We start from the raw sequence: 15,655 nt of genomic DNA, 5'->3' as shown, positions 1-15,655 counted from the left end.
CCAAGAAAACCAGCTGATCGACGAAGCGCAGCATATTCTGGATCGTCGGCTGTTCGCCCGCGGCCCTATCCTGACGTCGCCTGACACTGTTGCCTCCTACCTAAAACTGCAGCTTGCGCAACAAGAGCATGAAGTCTTCGGTGTGATCTTTCTCGATGCCAGGCACCGGGTGCTGGCATTCGAAGTCCTCTTTCACGGCAGCATTGATGGCGCCAGCGTTTACCCCCGCCAAGTCGTTAAGCGTTCCCTAGCGCATAACGCTGCGGCCGCCATTTTGGTTCACAACCATCCCTCGGGTTGTACAGAACCCAGCCAGGCGGATCGCGTCTTGACCGCACGGCTGAAGGAGGCCTTGGCCTTGATCGAAGTGCGTGTATTGGATCACTTCATCGTGGGTGAAGGTCGTCCTCTCTCCCTTGCCGAATACGGCTGGCTTTAACCCTCACAGGCGCCTTCGGGCGCCTTGTTCATTTTCATTCTGGAGAACCCTCATGAACCCCGCACACCAAGCCCCAGCTCTGCTGATGGCCTCAACCCCATTTGCTCGCGGCTACGACAACCTTCATATCGAACGGCTGCTACTGATCACCTACGAAAACGACTGCCCTCCCTGCGTTCGACCAGTGCACGACTCACAAGCACATCTGCCCGACAATGAGCTGCAACTGTTCACCTGCCTGTTCAATGACGATTTCGCCTTGATCAGCGAAGGCCAATCCATTCCGGATGAATTGGATGAATTAGATGAACGCTGCCAGTCCACCGGGTTGGTGCGCCAAGTGATCTACGCCGTGATGGGCGACATGCTCAACGAGCGGCATCACCTCGGCGATCTGTACTCCCTGGAAGAAGCCCAAGCCATGGTCCATCGCTTGAGCTTCGAAACGGGGCACTACAGTCGAGCCTGGGAGATCAGTACCGCACACCTTCCTGAAGAAGCGATGTTCTATCTGGAAGGATGGGCAAGTAACTCCGCTCCGAGGCAAACCGGCCTTTTGTTCGAGCTTTTCGAGTTGCCGGATTGCTGCGGCATCAGTTGCAAGCTGATTGGCACGCCATGGACGGACGAAAACTTGCTGAACATTGAGGGCAAACGTTATTCAAGCTTGAGACAAGAGCAACTCGACGCAGGCACACCGGAAGTCCTAGTCAACGTACTGTACCTGGCGGCATTGGCGGATGCGAGATTGTTGATCTTCGACCCCGACGCTGCCGTCTTGAATGGGCTCGCTATTTTTGATGAATAGCAACGCGTTCAGCGTTAACACGACCCGCCTTGAATCAACTTTCTCACTGAGTTGCTCCTTCACCTCATGTCAGGTTTTGCACTGAATCTGTCATGAGGTTTTTTCCATGGAGCGTTTTTTCACGCCTGTCTGCCTGCTGGGTTTGTTGAGCGCCTGCACCGCGCAAATCCCCAATACATTGCCAACCCATCCAGAGATCGACAGTGGCTCCAATCGGGCCCAGCTTTCGAGGGACACAGCGGAAGGAAACCATCCGACAGAACTCCGCTATGGCCGCTATACGCTGGTCAGCACCGAGCCCACCACGGAACAACGCTATCTTCTCGCTCAAATCATTGAAGTGAACATCCCGTCCAGCCTAAACCCCTCAGTGCAGGATGCGTTGCAGTACGTATTGCAGCGCTCGGGCTATTCGCTCTGCCCCGTTACTGCGTCGGTGAAGTTGCTGTTTACCCGGCCTCTGCCTGCAGCCCATTACCGGCTTGGTCCAATCCCTTTGCGCCGCGCGCTACAAGTGCTGGCTGGCCCCGCCTGGCAACTCACGACCGATGAAGTCAGCCGTTCGGTCTGCTTCGAACAGCAGAAAACGGATGCCGGTGTCGCGCTGATTACACCCGTCTTGCCCCATCAATCGGAGGCGCGGTCATGAAAGCCTCAACGTTTCAAACCCTCATCATCGGGCTCCTTTGCCTGGCGGTCGCCGGGCTGAGCGGTGGTTTGTATAACCAGTATCAACGCATGGCAAAACTGCAGAGCACGGACACGCAATACCGACAAACTTTGGACACCCTGCAACATGATTCAAGCGCCCTCAAGGATGCACAAGAGAAGCTGCAGTACGCGCTGAAAGACCTGAAGCAGATGGTCGATACTAGTGAGCAACAGGCCAATACCCTCGATCCGATGCTGGATCAGTGGGCGCAAGAAATACAGGAGCTGCGCGATGGTCTGGCAGCCCGCGCCACCGTGGCAGAACTGACAGCGCTGCGCGCACACCTTGAACAGGTCGAGCAGCAGTTCCAGGAGCACAAGACCCAGCCATCACCCCCACCGCCGTCGCCTTCCGCGACTAAACCGAAAAAGACCGCTCGCCCCAAGCCCGTCCCGCTCTCGCCACCGTTCTCGGTGTTGGGGGTCGAATCCCGTGGTGGTGAGCGCTTCTTGGCAGTCGCACCTCATGACAGTCGCTCTCTCATAGATGTTCGGCTGCTGCATAGCGGCGAGCAGCTCGGAGCCTGGTACCTGAAAGTGCTGGAGCCGAACTCAGCCATCTTCGCGGTGGCCGCTCAGCCAGACCAGACCGTGCACCTCCCTTGAGAAGCGATCATGAACAGAGCGCTACTGCCCACCGTCGTCTGTCTCGCTTCGCTACTGGCCATGGACGCTGCGATGGGCAACCCCGTCACGACACAGTCACAGACCCAGGACACGCAGTCTGCTCCGCTGGGGCGCTCTGACTCTGAACAGGCAGCGAGCTGGGGCCTGACGGGGCAGGAGTGGACGCGCTTCGAACAGATCCAATCCGGCCCACGCGGTTTCTGGAGCCCGAACCTCGATCCGTTGACCGCGCTCGGGGTTGAGGCCCAGACCGACCAAGAGCGCCAGCGCTATGCCGAATTACAGGTAGCGCTGGAAGCCAAACGCGCCGAGCGCGAGTTGGCCTACCAAAACGCTTACGCCGCGGCCTGGACCAAGCTGTTTCCCGGGCTGCTACCGATCCAGGGCATGGCATCCCCGCCCCCTATCAGCTCAGCGGCCGCGCCGCGCCAGGCTCTATTTGTGGAGGACCACTGCTCAGCGTGTACCGCCGAAGCCCAGCGTCTGCAAAGCAGCGACACGGCGTTCGATATCTACCTGGTGGGCAGCCAAGGCGAGGATGAACGCGTCCGTAGCTGGGCTCGGCAAGCGGGCATCGATCCCGTCAAGGTTCAACGCCGGCAGATCACCCTGAACCATGACCGTGGTCGCTGGTTCAGCCTGGGTGCCCCGGGGCCAATGCCTGCCACATTTCAACAGGTGAATGGACAATGGCAACGCCTCGACTGAGTGGTCTTGCGCTGGTGCTGACGGTGCTCGCCGTCCAGGCCGACCAACTTCCGCCTCCGGCCTATCAATTGGCGGCGCATGACGCCGACATCCCTTCTATGGTGCTATTCGCAATTGCCCTGCAGGAGAGTGGTATCCACGTCCGTGGTCGATTGCTGCCCTGGCCCTGGACCCTGAACATCGCCGGAATACCCTACCGCTTCGCCACTCGCCAGGCCGCCTGTCACGCCTTACTTCAGGCGCTCGCGCGACATGACGCCAAGCGGGTCGATGTCGGTCTTGGACAAACCAACCTGGGTTACCACGGGCAACGTTATTCCAGCCCCTGCGAAGCCCTTGACCCTTACCGAAATCTCGCCGTGACCGCCGCGCTGTTGCAGGAGCATCACGCCACCACCGGTGATTGGGTATCAGCTGCCGGCCGATATCACCGCCCGGCAGGAGGAACGCCGGCCGCGCGTTACCGCGCCGGCTTTTCCCGGCAACTCGAACGGTTGCTGGTTTCTTTCAAACAGGGCACACCACCATGAAGCGAATCCCCATCGCCTGTTATTTCATCCTGCTTTTGGTATCTTTCGCCCAGCCGGAACTGACCGTAGCCGGGGATCAGCCTAGCGACTTCACCCGACACCATTTTCAAGTTGCCAGGCCGCTAATAAACAACAAGATCCAGCCTGATCGGGCCATGCATGCGGACCTGTCCACGTTTGCCGATGAAGCCTGGATACTGCCCATCCGTAGCCCCCACTTGAGCCCCGGCCAGATCACGTATCGCGCCCTGAACATGCCGGGCTTGCGGCCATTTTTTCTGGTCGGTGACGATCCCCTGTCGCTGACTTGGCTGCGTCAGCGCGCTGCTGAACTGCAGGAAATGGGCGCGGCTGGCCTCGCCGTCGAAGTAGCCGACACTGAAGCCCTGGCCCGAATTCGCGCAGCCGCTCCAGACATCACCATCCTGCCGGTCAACGGCAACGACATCGCCACCCGCCTGCAGATTTTGCACTACCCCGTCTTGATCACCGCCACCTCATTGGGACAGTGAGTCAGGTCATGGCCGAGCATGCGATGGAGTCCAAGCTCCGGCCAGCGGTCGAGTTGTACACCGTAACAATCTGCATCGCCGCCGCGGTGTTGTGCGTGTACTCGCCCTGGGCCGTGGCCCTGTCACCCGAGATCGGGCAGGTTGCGGCGCTGGCCTATACCCTGTTCGGCCTGATCCGCCTGCGACAAGCCTGGGAGGTGTTGCGCTATCGGCGCAATATCCGCCGGCTGCCCCGCTACGAGCTGACCAGCCGGCAGATTCCGGTCAGTCGTAAGCGTTTGTTCATGGGTCGCGGCTTTCGCTGGACCCGCCTGCACACCCAGCGCTTGGTCGAGGCCCAGGATCCGGCGGTCGCCCATTATGTCGACCAACCGACCCACTACCGGCTGGCCCGTGAACTCGAACGGCGCCTGGAGCATGCACCGTTTCCGCTCTCGATACTGGCCCGTGTCACCGCCTGGGACAGTGCCTTCAATCCGTTGCGCCCTTTACCCCCAGTCGGTGGCTCGCCTCTGTTGCATGGGGTCGAGCCCAACGAAACGGAAGTCAGTCTGCCGCTGGGCGAACGGGTCGGACACACCCTGGTGCTGGGCACTACCCGTGTCGGCAAGACGCGACTCGCCGAGGTGTACATCACCCAGGACATTCACCGCGTCGAACATGAGGTGGTCATCGTCTTCGATCCGAAGGGCGATGCCGACCTGCTCAAACGCATGTACGTCGAAGCCAAACGGGCCGGTCGGGAAAAGGAATTCTATGTTTTCCATCTAGGCTGGCCAGAGATCTCCGCGCGTTACAACGCGGTGGGACGTTTCGGGCGCATCTCGGAGGTAGCATCGCGCATCGCTGGGCAACTCAGTGGCGAAGGCAACTCCGCAGCCTTTCGCGAGTTCGCCTGGCGCTTTGTCAACATCATTGCCCGGGCTTTGATCGAGTTGGGCCGGCGCCCAGACTACCTGCAGATCCAGCGACATGTGGTCAATATAGACGCGCTGTTCATCGAATACGCTCAGCAGTTTTTCGCCAAGACCGATCCGAAAGCCTGGGAAGTGATCGTCCAACTGGAAGGCAAACTCACTGAGAAGAACATTCCCCGGCATATGGTGGGACGCGAAAAGCGTGTGGTGGCCATCGAACAGTACCTGGCGGTGAAACGGGTATTCGATCCGGTGCTGGATGGACTGCGCTCGGCAGTACGTTACGACCGCACCTACTTCGACAAAATCGTTGCTTCGCTGCTGCCGCTGCTGGAGAAACTCACCACCGGCAAGACCGCCCAACTGCTGGCCCCCAACTACACCGACCTAGATGACCCGCGACCAATCTTCGACTGGATGCAGATCATTCGCAAACGCGGCATCGTTTACGTCGGCCTGGATGCGCTGACCGACGCCGAAGTCGCAGCCGCTGTGGGCAACTCCATGTTCGCTGATTTGGTCTCGGTCGCGGGCCACATCTACAAACATGGCATTGACCACGGCCTGCCCCCATCAGGCAGCAGCAGTGACAAGCTGCCGATAAACCTGCACGCTGATGAGTTCAACGAATTGATGGGCGATGAGTTCATCCCCCTGATCAACAAGGGTGGCGGCGCCGGTATCCAGGTAACCGCCTACACCCAGACCCTCAGCGATATCGAAGCACGTATCGGCAACCGCGCCAAAGCTGGCCAGGTGATTGGCAACTTCAACACCCTGCAGATGCTCCGCGTGCGCGAAACCGCCACCGCTGAACTGCTCACCCAGCAGTTACCCAAGGTTAACGTGCTGACCAAGACCCTGATGTCGGGTGCGACGGACACATCCGATCCGGACGCCAACACGGACTTCACCTCGTCCTCCCAGGACCGTGTCAGCAGCACCAGTGTGCCGCTGATCGAGCCTGCTCATATCGTCAGTTTGCCCAAGGGGCAAATGTTCTCCTTCCAGGCCGGTGGGCAGCTCTGGAAAGTCCGCATGCCGTTGCCAAAACCCTCCAACGTCGACGCCATGCCCAAGGACCTACAGGAACTCACTCAACGGATGCGGGCGGCCTATAACGCGCAGGCGGGGCAATGGTGGAGCGCAAGCGGTGGCGGCCCAACTACCAACTTCGATCTGGATCAGGTGGGGTAGCCCTACCCCACAACAGGTTTCGATTCAGCAGAAAACGATCCAGGAGACGTATTGCCCACATCAACTCTGCAGCGCGCAATGGGGTGAACTATGGCGACTTCCACCCAGAACACGCCGCCACAACCGATCCAGCGTCCGGGATTGATCATCTCGACGATCAGCCTAGTCCTGCGCATCATCGGTTTGCTGATTGCCTCGTTGCTGTTCTCGATCCTCATCGAGTTCGCCGGGCTGCTACTGTTCTGGGGTGATCAGGGCTGGCGGCATAGTCAGGCTATGCTAACCAGTGAGTTGGGCTGGCTCAGCGAGCACTTCAAAGCTTCACTTCTCATCCAACAGCCTGGGAAAACAATTGTCCAGTGGCTGGAGCTCCTCAATCAGTGGCTGCTGGTCAAGACTGGCTTTGAGGATTTTGCCCGGCAGGCGCGGGTTTCGGGCCAGGGCAATGGCTTCTGGAGCTGGGCGAATCAGCTCTACGTGAGCATTGAGGATTTCGTACTGGCGGCGGTGTATGTGACCTTTACCTTCGTAGTGCGCCTAACCATCTTGGCTCTGGCCACACCGCTATTTTTGTTGGCCTCGTTCACCGGTTTTGTCGATGGTTTGATGCGCCGCGACCTGCGCAAGTTTGGAGCCGGGCGAGAAAGCAGTTTTGTCTATCACCGAGCTAAACGAGCAGTGATACCCCTGCTGCTCGTACCCTGGATCATGTATCTGTCCCTGCCCTTTTCGCTCAATCCTATGGCCGTCTTTTTGCCTTGCGCGATGATGCTCGGAATAACGACAGCCATCACCGCGGCGACGTTTAAAAAATACATTTAATAAAATGTAACGCTGACGTGTTAAACCATTCCGGTGAATTTAGCCAAAATCGCGACGACATAACCGCCAATAATAGACAAACCAACAATACCCAACGGCCGCTGCCACCAATCACCGCTAGGGGACGGCGGCATAGACTGCTGATAAAAATTGATCTGCCCGATCTGATTTGCGTTGACTTGGGTGGCTGCTCCATTTTGCATCGAGTTGCGCCACTGAGCTTCCTCAAGACGTTCGAATTGAACCTGAACACGCCTCTTGAGTTGGCTAGCGGAAAGGAGAATTTGCTTTCCAATAATCATCACACCCAGCAAACCGAAAAACAGCAAATTTCCATAGCTGAGCGGGTTTTCCTGGCTGAGGGTAGGCGCGTGCTCCCATACAAAACCGATGTAGGGTGATGTGACCTGGTAAACATCGGCTACTAAATTTTGCACAACCCCTCCCAAATGCCCAAAAAATTTTGTGCTCGCGAGAGTCTCTGCTTGATGGTGCAGAAAAATCAACGATGAAACCAAATAAAATAGCCCCCCGAAGACCATCAAGGAGAAGCCCACGGCCTGTCGAATACGGTACCGCCGAATTGCTTGTTGGATGTTCACTCTCTGCTATCACTCTTCGTTAACTGATTTCGTCCGCGCTTATCTGCGCCCCGCTAACAATGCTGTTAGCGGAATCAAAAGTTAACGGCTACTAATCGTTTTTCATGAGTAACCAATGCTGTACTTGCGGTCCAATCGTGTCATTTTTCCGCGTTTCGTAGCTCTCGATACGGTGTTCGAACTCGCTCCACGATCAGAGACTGTATCGAAATAAAATGACGCAGCGTGTTTCGTGTTTCTTACTGCTGAGTCCTGGACGTTAGTTGAATGCTGGCCCCATCTCCAAATGGGCTATCCACATGCCGACTACATTTTTCCGAATCTGCCTACTGCTCATATTGATGACGTTCCATAGCGGCGGCTATGCCGCATCTGCTCATGAGCGCGAGCAGCTCAGCCTAGTTCAGCAGCAGGTCGACACTATTGAGCGCCTTGCGGCGCAAGCTAAGGTAGCCAGGACCTCCGAACCAAACGAACGCTATCGCTTCGACTATCCCCGCCTGTCTCAGGACATCCAACGCATTCGCCAAGGAATGCAGAACTATCTGTCGCCCTCCCGTGCTCAACCTCACGACGCTGGTGAGCTGGTCGGCGATTACCGCCTCGACATCCCGTCCGTGGAACCGTCGCCATGAGCATGACCGACGCTCAGACCGCAGCGTTCCAAAACGCCTCCGGTTTCTCGGCACAGAGCAGTTCGACACTCTGGTTGTCCCTGGTTCTCGTCCTGGCTTTGCTCTGGTGCACCTGGGTGATGTGGACGGCTTACCGGGGCTGGGCCACCGGCAGTGTGCGCTTCGGCGCGTTTGGCGGCAGCGCCGCACGTGTTTTGCTCGCCCTACTAGTCCTGATGTTCTTCACGCTGTCCTAATCCAGGAGATCACTGCCATGCTCAAGTGCTTTACCCCTCTAAAAAACAACCTGCGTGATCGTGCCAGCCAGCGCTTGATCGGCCTGCTGTTGGTGCTCGGCCCAAGCCTGGCTTTTGCCGAGCTTCCCACCATGGAGGCTCCTTCGCGTGGTGAAGGTTCCGGGTTGATCGAGACGATCAAAAACTACGCCTATGACGGCGGCATCCTGCTCGGTTTGTTGATCGCCCTGCTCGCTTTTCTCGGGGTGGCTTGGCATTCCCTAACTGTCTATGCCGACGTGCAGAACCAGCGCAAGACCTGGAAGGACCTCGGCGCGGTGGTCGGCATCGGCGCCCTGTTGGTGGTGATCATCATCTGGTTCCTGACCAAGGCCGCCGCGATTCTGTGAGGTCGACATGAACGACACTATCGAACGCCTTGCCGACGGCACCTTGGTCTTTCTGCCGGAGCGACTCAACCGCGATCCTGCCGTACTGCGCGGTTTGACCAATGATGAGATGTGGGTAGCTCTCGGCACTGGCGCCGCCATTGGCCTGCTGCTGGGCGTTCCTCTAGGGATCGTCACCTCGTCTATTGCCGTTGCGCCGACCAGCATGATCGCAAGCATGGCGCTGGTGTTATTTGCCGGTGGTACGCTTTTGCGTCGGGCCAAACGGGCTCGCCCCGAGACCTGGTTGTACCGCAAGCTCGAATGGATACTCGCCAGCCGTTGGCGCCTGGGGCGCGGAAGTTTGATTCTCCACTCCGGCGCCTGGACGATTCGCCGTTCGCGTCGACTGCGCCCTGCCCTGTTCCGGTGGCAACCATGAATCGTTTTCGGAACAAGGTGGATGCCCAACACGCCCACATCTTCAGCCTGCGTCTGGCGGTAGTGATTCTGGCCCTGGTCTGTGCCGGACTTTGGTATGGCTGGCGCTCGGCACCGACCGATCTGACGGTGCATGTCCCCCCGGATCTGCGCTCGGGCAGCACTCGCAAGTGGTGGGATGTCCCCCCAGAGAATGTCTATGCCTTTGCCCTGTACATCTTTGGCCAACTCAACCGCTGGCCTTCGGATGGCGAGCAGGATTATCGCCGCGCCATCTATGGCTTGCAGTCCTACCTGACACCCGCCTGCAAGGCCTTCCTCGACGGTGATTATGAGTACCGCAAGGCCGCCGGCGAGCTGCGCCAGCGGGTGCGTGGCGTCTACGAAATTCTGGGCCGAGGCTACAGCGAAGATCCGGAACTCAGGGTCAAGCAACTCGACCGCGACAGCTGGCTGGTCAAGCTCGATCTCAATGCCGATGAATATTACGCCGCCGAACCGGTGAAACGGGTGGTGGTGCGGTATCCATTGCGCGTGGTGCGTTTTGATCTGGACCCCGAACGCAATAAGTGGGGGCTGGCACTGGATTGTTATCAGGGCACTCCGCAAAAAATCTCCCTGCCTGGAGGTGAGCCATGAAGCGGATTTCTACCCTGGGACTCACCGTTGCACTGATGCTATGGGGAGCTGTAGCGCAGGCCGTCGAGCTGATGCACTGGGAACGCCTCCCCCTCGCGGTCCCGCTGGTGATCAATCAGGAACGAGTGGTCTTTATCGATGAGGCTGTTCGCGTCGGTGTGCCCTCAACCCTGACCGGCAAGCTGCGTGTGCAATCAACCGGCGGCACGCTGTACCTGCGAGCGTCGGAAGCCATTGCACCGACCCGACTGCAGCTGCAATCGGTCACGACGGGCGAGATCATCCTCCTGGATATCGCGGCCACTCCCGGCGATCAACCGCTGGAGCCCGTACGTATTCTCAAGAATGCTCAGGGGCAAGCTACCGAGGCTGAATCTAGCACCGTCCCTGTTCCAGAACGCACACCGATCCCGGTCGCTTTGACGCGCTACGCCGCGCAAAGCCTGTACGCGCCGCTGCGCACCGTGGAGTCCCTGCCCGGTGTACGCCGCGTCCCGCTCAAGCTGCGTACCGAACTGCCGACCCTGCTGCCGACCGAAAACGTGTCCAGCACACCCATCGCCGTCTGGCGACTCGGTGATTACTGGGTGACGGCGGTGAAATTGCGCAATCGTGGTTCAGAGACGGTGCAACTCGATCCACGTCGACTTCAGGCCAAGCTGTTCGCCGCGGCCTTCCAGCATGCTTTCCTCGGGCCTGTCGGCAGCGCTGAAGACACCACGATCGCCTACCTTGTCACCCGCGGTGCCGGCCTCGAGCAAGCCGTGCTGCTACCGCCCGTTGCGCGAGGTGCTGACGATGAAAGCTAACGCCTTGCTCAAATGGCTGGTACCGGCTGCGCTGCTGGGCGTGGTACTGATCATCCTGAAAACCTGGGTCCCGGGTGGCAGCACACCTTCTCCAGAGCACCCAGTTGATCAGGGCAATATTCAATTATCCGCCGAGCAAGCCAAGTCGCTCGGCATTGCGGGCGATACCCCACGCGACACGGTCGCCACCCTGGTCGGCCAGGTGAAGGCCATGCGCAGCGACATGCTCGGTTTGAAGAAACACAATGACTCACTGCAGACGGAAAACAACCGCCTACGCGAGCGGGAAAACAGTGTCGATTCGCGTATCCAGACCGCGCTTGGCAGTGTGACCCAGCAGGTCGACGAAGGCCGCCGCCAAGCCAACGAGGCCCGACTCAAAGCGGAACAAGACAGTCGTCAGGCTCGCGGCCTGCTCACGCAATTGCAGGATCAGTTGTCGGGGCTGACCGGCAAAGGCAAGGATATGCCAATCGGATTGGGGCTCGAGCCTGGCGACGGTGCTCAGTTTGACGGACAGCATCCTGCCAATGATGCGCTGCAGTGGATTGAACCCTCGGATGCTTCGGGCACCGACACCCGAGGCAAAACCAAGACCTCCTCCCTCGCATTGAGTCTGCCTACCGCCTTCAACTCACTGGAAGGCTTGAAAGACAATCCTATTGATCGCAGCCAGAAACAGCTACGTGCAGTCACCAAGGGTGAGCGTGACCTGACGCGATCCGTTGACCGAACCGAAGGGGCGAAGCCGGTCTACACCATCCCCGAAAACGCGACATTGATGGGCTCAGTCGCCATGACCGCGCTGATCGGCCGCGTCCCGGTGGACGGCACTGTGAATGATCCCTATCCCTTCAAAGTGCTGGTCGGCCCTGAGAACCTGACCGCCAACGGCATCGACCTGCCAGACGTCGCGGGTGCCGTAATGAGCGGCACCGCGTCCGGTGACTGGACCCTGTCTTGCGTACGTGGACAGGTCGAGTCAATCACCTTTGTGTTTACCGATGGCACCATCCGCACGGTACCTCAGCCGAAAGCAGTAGCCAGCCGCACTGCCTCCACCACCCAGAGCTCAAACACCGACAAGATCCGCGGCGGACTCGGTTACCTGTCCGATCCGTATGGCATTCCTTGCATCGCTGGCGAGCGCCGCTCGAACGCTCAGCAATACCTCGGCAGCCAGAGCCTGATCACTGCCGCCGGCGCCGGTGTCGCCGCCCTGCTCGGGGATGAGCGGAACAACAGCAGCGTAATCAGTTCAGGCGGCAGTACCCTCGGGGTCACCAGTAGCAGTGGCAACAGCGCGCTGAATTCAATTCTCAGCGGCGGGGTCAGCGACATCCGCGAGTGGGTCAACAAGCTGTATGGCGAAGCCTTTGCTGCCGTGTACGTGCCACCGGCAGCACAAGTCGCGCTGCACCTCGACCATGAGATCACCATCGACTACGAGCCCAAGGGCCGGAGCGTTCGCCATGAAAAAGACCATGCCTCCCTGCCTGACCTGGATTAGCGTGTTCTGCTGGGTCCTGGCGGGGTGCTCCACCGACAAGGAGACGCTTCTGCCCCATGGAGAGCAAACCATGCTGGACATCTGGAACGGCGCCGGTTCGCAAGGCACTCAGCAGCAACTGCTGGATGCTCGGCAGCAGTTACGCCGCCCGTTGGCTCAAGCAGATTTCTCCTTTTCTCTCCAGGAACCGTACACTCGCACAGCGGCGAACGAGATCCGCAACCTGTTCCCTCGCTTGCCCAATCCCGATCTGGTGCTATACGTGTATCCGCATCTGAGTGGTACCGAGCAGGCACCGATCCCAGGTTACTCGACCGTCTTTCCGTTCTACCAACGTGTGCAGTACGCATTACCTGGTGAACGTCAGGAAGACCTGTAGTGCGTAGCGGCGATTCGGGCAATCGCACTCCCACGTGGAAAGGCTGGCGCAATCCATTGCGCCCTCGCGCGACCTTGGCCGATGAGGCCGCACTCTATGCGCACAACCCCAGCTTCACCGATTACCTGCCTTGGGTCGAATACCTCGACACTCAGCAGTGTTTTCTACTGGATGACAATCGCTCGGTGGGTGCGGTGTTCGAGTTGCTGCCCATCGGCACCGAAGGGCGCGAACCCGATTGGCTGATGGCGGTCCGCGACGCCCTCGAAGACGCCCTGCAAGATAGCTTTGACGAGCTGGATCAAGCGCCTTGGGTGGCGCAGTTTTTCTGTCAAGACGACAACGACTTCACACCCTACCTGACCCAGCTCACCGATTATATTCAGAACAGCGCGCGAGGTACGGTCTTCACCGAGGCGTATTTGCAGCTCAGCCGCCGTCATCTGAAGGCCATCGCCAAGCCCGGTGGTCTGTTTGAGGATCAGGTGGTGACGCGCCTGCCCTGGCGCGGCAATAACCGACGGGTGCGTCTGGTGGTCTATCGCTGGCTTGAATCTGACGCTGAGGAGACGGGACTCACCCCGGTGCAATCCCTGCAACAGGCTTGCGAACGTATCCGTGCTTCGTTGCAGGCGTGCGGGGTGCACTCAACGCGAGTCGATGGCCGAGGTCTGTATGCCTGGTTATTGCCCTGGTTCAATCCGGCCCCCAGGCTCACTGATGAAGCGCCCGAAAATTTCTACCGCCGCGTGGCCTATCCGGAGTCGGGTGACGGTGAGTCGCTGGATCTGCCCTTCGATCATGACTTTGCCGAGCGGCTGTTCTTCAACGAACCGCGTTCGGATGTGCAGCACGGACTCTGGTTTTTCGACGATCAACCCCACCGGGTGATAGTGGTGGACAAACTGCGGCGGGCACCATCGATTGGTCAACTCACCGGCGAAACCCGCAAGGGTGACGCGGTGAATGCGCTGTTCGACCAGTTACCCGAAGGTACGGTGACGAGTCTGACCTTAATGGTCAAACCACAGGATGTACTCGAGGATCAGTTGAACCGCCTAGCTCGCAAAGCCATCGGTGAAAACCTGGCCTCGACCCAGACTCGTCAGGATGTCGAAGAGGCTCGCGCGATCATCGGCCGCCAGCACAAGCTGTACCGAGGAACCCTGGCGTTCTACGTACGCGGTCACGATGAACAGCAATTGCACCAGCGCTCGGTCAGCCTGGCCAACGCGCTGTTGGGCGCGGGGCTGCAACCGGTAAGTGAAGGCGATGAGGTCGCCGCCTGCAACAGCTACCTGCGTTGGTTACCGATGGCTTACAACCCGGCCCGCGACACGCGTAACTGGTACACCCGCCTGATGTTCGCCCAGCACCTAGCGAACCTGGTTCCGGTCTGGGGCCGCAGCACCGGCACCGGCCACCCGGGCATCACCCTGTTCAACCGCGGCGGCTCGCCATTGAGCTTCGACCCATTGTCACGCCTGGATCGGGCCATGAACGGTCATCTGCTGTTGTTCGGCCCCACCGGTGCCGGGAAGTCGGCGACCTTGGTCACCCTACTGATGCAGGTCATGGCCGTGTACCGCCCTCGCCTGTTTATCGTAGAGGCCGGCAACTCATTCGGCTTGCAGGGAGACTACTTCGCGACACAGGGCCTGTCGGTCAACAAGGTCCAATTGAAACCTGGCGCCTCGGTCTGTCTCGCCCCGTTCGCCGATGCTTGGCGCCTGGTCGAGCAGCCGGATCAGGTGGCGAGTCTGTCGATCGATGAGCTGGACGATGAGGTGGTAACCAGTCACGAAGACCAGCGCGATGTTCTCGGCGAACTGGAAATCACTGCCCGCCTGATGATCACCGGCGGCGAGGCCAAAGAAGAGGCGCGCATGAGTCGAGCCGATCGCAGCTTGATCCGCGAGTGCATTCTCGATGCGGCGCAGACCTGCGTCGCGGCGGGTCGCCAGGTACTGACCCGCGACGTACGCGACGCCTTGCTGGGCATCGCCGCCGACCCGCACTTGCCGGAGAAACGTCGCGAGCGTGCCCAGGAAATGGGCGAGTCCATCGACCTATTTTGCCAGGGTTTCGAGGGTGAACTGTTCGATCGCGAAGGCACGCCTTGGCCCGAGAGCGATGTGACCATTGTCGACCTTGCCACTTACGCGCGCGAAGGCTACGAGGCACAGATGTCCATCAGCTACATCAGCTTGATGAACACCGTGAACAACCTCGCCGAGCGCGACCAGTACCTGGGCCGACCGATCATCATGGTCACCGACGAGGGTCATATCATCACCAAGAACCCGTTGCTGGCGCCGTTCGTGGTCAAGGGGACGAAGATGTGGCGCAAGCTCGGCGCTTGGTTCTGGCTGGCGACGCAGAACCTTGCTGATTTTCCCACGGCTGCGCAGACCATGCTCAACATGATCGAATGGTGGATTTGTTTGAATATGCCGCCCGCGGAAATCGAAGAAATCGCACGGTTCAAGAAGCTTTCACCTGCGCAGAAAGCCCTGTTGCTCTCCGCCAGCAAAGAGCCGGGGAAATACACCGAGGGAGTGGTGCTGTCGAAAAAGCTCGAGACGCTGTTTCGAGCCGTGCCACCCAGTCTTTACCTCGCTTTGGCCATGACAGAGCCCGAGGAAAAAGCCGAACGCTGGACACTGATGCAGGAGAATGGCTGTTCGGAGTTGGAAGCGGCTTACCGGGTAGCTGAACGGATCGATAGCGCACGAGGAATAGAGCCCATATAAGGGAGGTGTGGC

The 15,655-nt window shown here is 59.2% G+C and carries 18 protein-coding genes and 1 pseudogene; 18 read left to right on the top strand and 1 reads right to left on the bottom strand.

Annotation, left to right across the window (positions count from 1 at the left end):
• Window positions 1–58: 58 nt before the first annotated feature.
• The 9 genes and pseudogenes from radC to KL786_RS25755 all read left to right on the top strand — a co-directional run.
• A pseudogene (gene radC / locus KL786_RS25795) lies at window positions 59–439 on the top strand (RadC family protein); the annotation flags it as partial.
• 52 nt (window positions 440–491) lie between these two features.
• Window positions 492–1,247 (top strand): DUF5983 family protein, encoded by a 756-nt coding sequence (locus tag KL786_RS25790; protein WP_020300893.1) that lies wholly within the window; start codon window positions 492–494, stop codon window positions 1,245–1,247.
• Window positions 1,248–1,353: 106 nt separating this feature from the next.
• A complete protein-coding gene (pilL2, locus tag KL786_RS25785) occupies window positions 1,354–1,896 on the top strand; it encodes a PFGI-1 class ICE element type IV pilus protein PilL2 (RefSeq protein WP_020300894.1) in 543 nt (180 codons plus the stop codon).
• Entirely contained in the window at window positions 1,893–2,564 is a 672-nt protein-coding gene (locus KL786_RS25780) for a hypothetical protein (protein WP_020300895.1), read from the top strand. The genes pilL2 and KL786_RS25780 overlap by 4 nt, the downstream gene beginning before the upstream one ends.
• A 9-nt stretch (window positions 2,565–2,573) precedes the next feature.
• Window positions 2,574–3,293, top strand: a complete 720-nt coding sequence (locus tag KL786_RS25775) for a TIGR03759 family integrating conjugative element protein (protein ID WP_032903628.1) — start codon at window positions 2,574–2,576, stop codon at window positions 3,291–3,293.
• On the top strand, window positions 3,275–3,823 hold the full coding sequence (locus tag KL786_RS25770; protein WP_020300897.1) for a lysozyme family protein: 549 nt from the start codon (window positions 3,275–3,277) through the stop codon (window positions 3,821–3,823). Before KL786_RS25775 ends, KL786_RS25770 begins: the two co-directional genes overlap by 19 nt.
• Window positions 3,820–4,335 carry an integrating conjugative element protein gene (locus KL786_RS25765; protein ID WP_020300898.1) on the top strand — a complete coding sequence of 172 codons (516 nt, stop codon included), beginning with the start codon at window positions 3,820–3,822 and terminating at the stop codon, window positions 4,333–4,335. The genes KL786_RS25770 and KL786_RS25765 overlap by 4 nt, the downstream gene beginning before the upstream one ends.
• An 8-nt stretch (window positions 4,336–4,343) precedes the next feature.
• Entirely contained in the window at window positions 4,344–6,449 is a 2,106-nt protein-coding gene (gene traD / locus KL786_RS25760) for a type IV conjugative transfer system coupling protein TraD (RefSeq protein ID WP_020300899.1), read from the top strand.
• A gap of 90 nt (window positions 6,450–6,539) precedes the next feature.
• A complete protein-coding gene (locus KL786_RS25755) occupies window positions 6,540–7,271 on the top strand; it encodes a TIGR03747 family integrating conjugative element membrane protein (protein ID WP_032903626.1) in 732 nt (243 codons plus the stop codon).
• A 20-nt stretch (window positions 7,272–7,291) separates the two neighbouring features.
• On the opposite strand, the gene KL786_RS25750 is transcribed toward KL786_RS25755, so the two are convergent.
• Window positions 7,292–7,873: a hypothetical protein gene (locus KL786_RS25750; protein WP_020300901.1), complete on the bottom strand. Its 582-nt coding sequence runs from the start codon at window positions 7,871–7,873 to the stop codon at window positions 7,292–7,294.
• Window positions 7,874–8,172: 299 nt separating this feature from the next.
• Between KL786_RS25750 and KL786_RS25745 the strand changes: the two genes are divergently transcribed.
• The 9 genes from KL786_RS25745 to KL786_RS25705 are packed head-to-tail and all read left to right on the top strand — an operon-like array spanning window position 8,173 to window position 15,643.
• Complete coding sequence (locus KL786_RS25745) at window positions 8,173–8,508, top strand: integrative conjugative element protein, RAQPRD family (RefSeq protein ID WP_020300902.1); 336 nt, start codon at window positions 8,173–8,175, stop codon at window positions 8,506–8,508.
• Window positions 8,505–8,744 (top strand): TIGR03758 family integrating conjugative element protein, encoded by a 240-nt coding sequence (locus KL786_RS25740; protein ID WP_020300903.1) that lies wholly within the window; start codon window positions 8,505–8,507, stop codon window positions 8,742–8,744. Before KL786_RS25745 ends, KL786_RS25740 begins: the two co-directional genes overlap by 4 nt.
• A 17-nt stretch (window positions 8,745–8,761) precedes the next feature.
• On the top strand, window positions 8,762–9,133 hold the full coding sequence (locus tag KL786_RS25735; RefSeq protein ID WP_020300904.1) for a TIGR03745 family integrating conjugative element membrane protein: 372 nt from the start codon (window positions 8,762–8,764) through the stop codon (window positions 9,131–9,133).
• A gap of 7 nt (window positions 9,134–9,140) precedes the next feature.
• Window positions 9,141–9,554, top strand: a complete 414-nt coding sequence (locus KL786_RS25730) for a TIGR03750 family conjugal transfer protein (protein ID WP_020300905.1) — start codon at window positions 9,141–9,143, stop codon at window positions 9,552–9,554.
• A complete protein-coding gene (locus tag KL786_RS25725; RefSeq protein ID WP_020300906.1) occupies window positions 9,551–10,192 on the top strand; it encodes a PFL_4703 family integrating conjugative element protein in 642 nt (213 codons plus the stop codon). Before KL786_RS25730 ends, KL786_RS25725 begins: the two co-directional genes overlap by 4 nt.
• Entirely contained in the window at window positions 10,189–11,001 is an 813-nt protein-coding gene (locus KL786_RS25720; RefSeq protein WP_020300907.1) for a TIGR03749 family integrating conjugative element protein, read from the top strand. The genes KL786_RS25725 and KL786_RS25720 overlap by 4 nt, the downstream gene beginning before the upstream one ends.
• Window positions 10,991–12,511 (top strand): TIGR03752 family integrating conjugative element protein, encoded by a 1,521-nt coding sequence (locus KL786_RS25715; protein WP_020300908.1) that lies wholly within the window; start codon window positions 10,991–10,993, stop codon window positions 12,509–12,511. Before KL786_RS25720 ends, KL786_RS25715 begins: the two co-directional genes overlap by 11 nt.
• Complete coding sequence (locus tag KL786_RS25710; RefSeq protein WP_032903625.1) at window positions 12,474–12,890, top strand: TIGR03751 family conjugal transfer lipoprotein; 417 nt, start codon at window positions 12,474–12,476, stop codon at window positions 12,888–12,890. Before KL786_RS25715 ends, KL786_RS25710 begins: the two co-directional genes overlap by 38 nt.
• Complete coding sequence (locus tag KL786_RS25705) at window positions 12,890–15,643, top strand: conjugative transfer ATPase (RefSeq protein ID WP_032903624.1); 2,754 nt, start codon at window positions 12,890–12,892, stop codon at window positions 15,641–15,643. Before KL786_RS25710 ends, KL786_RS25705 begins: the two co-directional genes overlap by 1 nt.
• Window positions 15,644–15,655 lie beyond the last annotated feature (12 nt).

Source organism: Pseudomonas sp. TAE6080, from assembly GCF_018732265.1.
Taxonomy (GTDB): Bacteria; Pseudomonadota; Gammaproteobacteria; order Pseudomonadales; family Pseudomonadaceae; genus Aquipseudomonas; species Aquipseudomonas brenneri.
This window is presented reverse-complemented; position numbering and strand designations above follow the sequence as displayed.

Coding starts and splice junctions, on each gene's coding strand:
- KL786_RS25765 (WP_020300898.1), top strand. CDS start 3,820: ATGAAGCGAATCCCCATCGCCTGTTATTTCATCCTGCTTTTGGTATCT.
- KL786_RS25740 (WP_020300903.1), top strand. CDS start 8,505: ATGAGCATGACCGACGCTCAGACCGCAGCGTTCCAAAACGCCTCCGGT.
- KL786_RS25720 (WP_020300907.1), top strand. CDS start 10,189: ATGAAGCGGATTTCTACCCTGGGACTCACCGTTGCACTGATGCTATGG.
- KL786_RS25780 (WP_020300895.1), top strand. CDS start 1,893: ATGAAAGCCTCAACGTTTCAAACCCTCATCATCGGGCTCCTTTGCCTG.
- KL786_RS25725 (WP_020300906.1), top strand. CDS start 9,551: ATGAATCGTTTTCGGAACAAGGTGGATGCCCAACACGCCCACATCTTC.
- KL786_RS25775 (WP_032903628.1), top strand. CDS start 2,574: ATGAACAGAGCGCTACTGCCCACCGTCGTCTGTCTCGCTTCGCTACTG.
- KL786_RS25715 (WP_020300908.1), top strand. CDS start 10,991: ATGAAAGCTAACGCCTTGCTCAAATGGCTGGTACCGGCTGCGCTGCTG.
- traD (WP_020300899.1), top strand. CDS start 4,344: ATGGCCGAGCATGCGATGGAGTCCAAGCTCCGGCCAGCGGTCGAGTTG.
- pilL2 (WP_020300894.1), top strand. CDS start 1,354: ATGGAGCGTTTTTTCACGCCTGTCTGCCTGCTGGGTTTGTTGAGCGCC.
- KL786_RS25710 (WP_032903625.1), top strand. CDS start 12,474: ATGAAAAAGACCATGCCTCCCTGCCTGACCTGGATTAGCGTGTTCTGC.
- KL786_RS25735 (WP_020300904.1), top strand. CDS start 8,762: ATGCTCAAGTGCTTTACCCCTCTAAAAAACAACCTGCGTGATCGTGCC.
- KL786_RS25745 (WP_020300902.1), top strand. CDS start 8,173: ATGCCGACTACATTTTTCCGAATCTGCCTACTGCTCATATTGATGACG.
- KL786_RS25770 (WP_020300897.1), top strand. CDS start 3,275: ATGGCAACGCCTCGACTGAGTGGTCTTGCGCTGGTGCTGACGGTGCTC.
- KL786_RS25730 (WP_020300905.1), top strand. CDS start 9,141: ATGAACGACACTATCGAACGCCTTGCCGACGGCACCTTGGTCTTTCTG.
- KL786_RS25790 (WP_020300893.1), top strand. CDS start 492: ATGAACCCCGCACACCAAGCCCCAGCTCTGCTGATGGCCTCAACCCCA.
- KL786_RS25755 (WP_032903626.1), top strand. CDS start 6,540: ATGGCGACTTCCACCCAGAACACGCCGCCACAACCGATCCAGCGTCCG.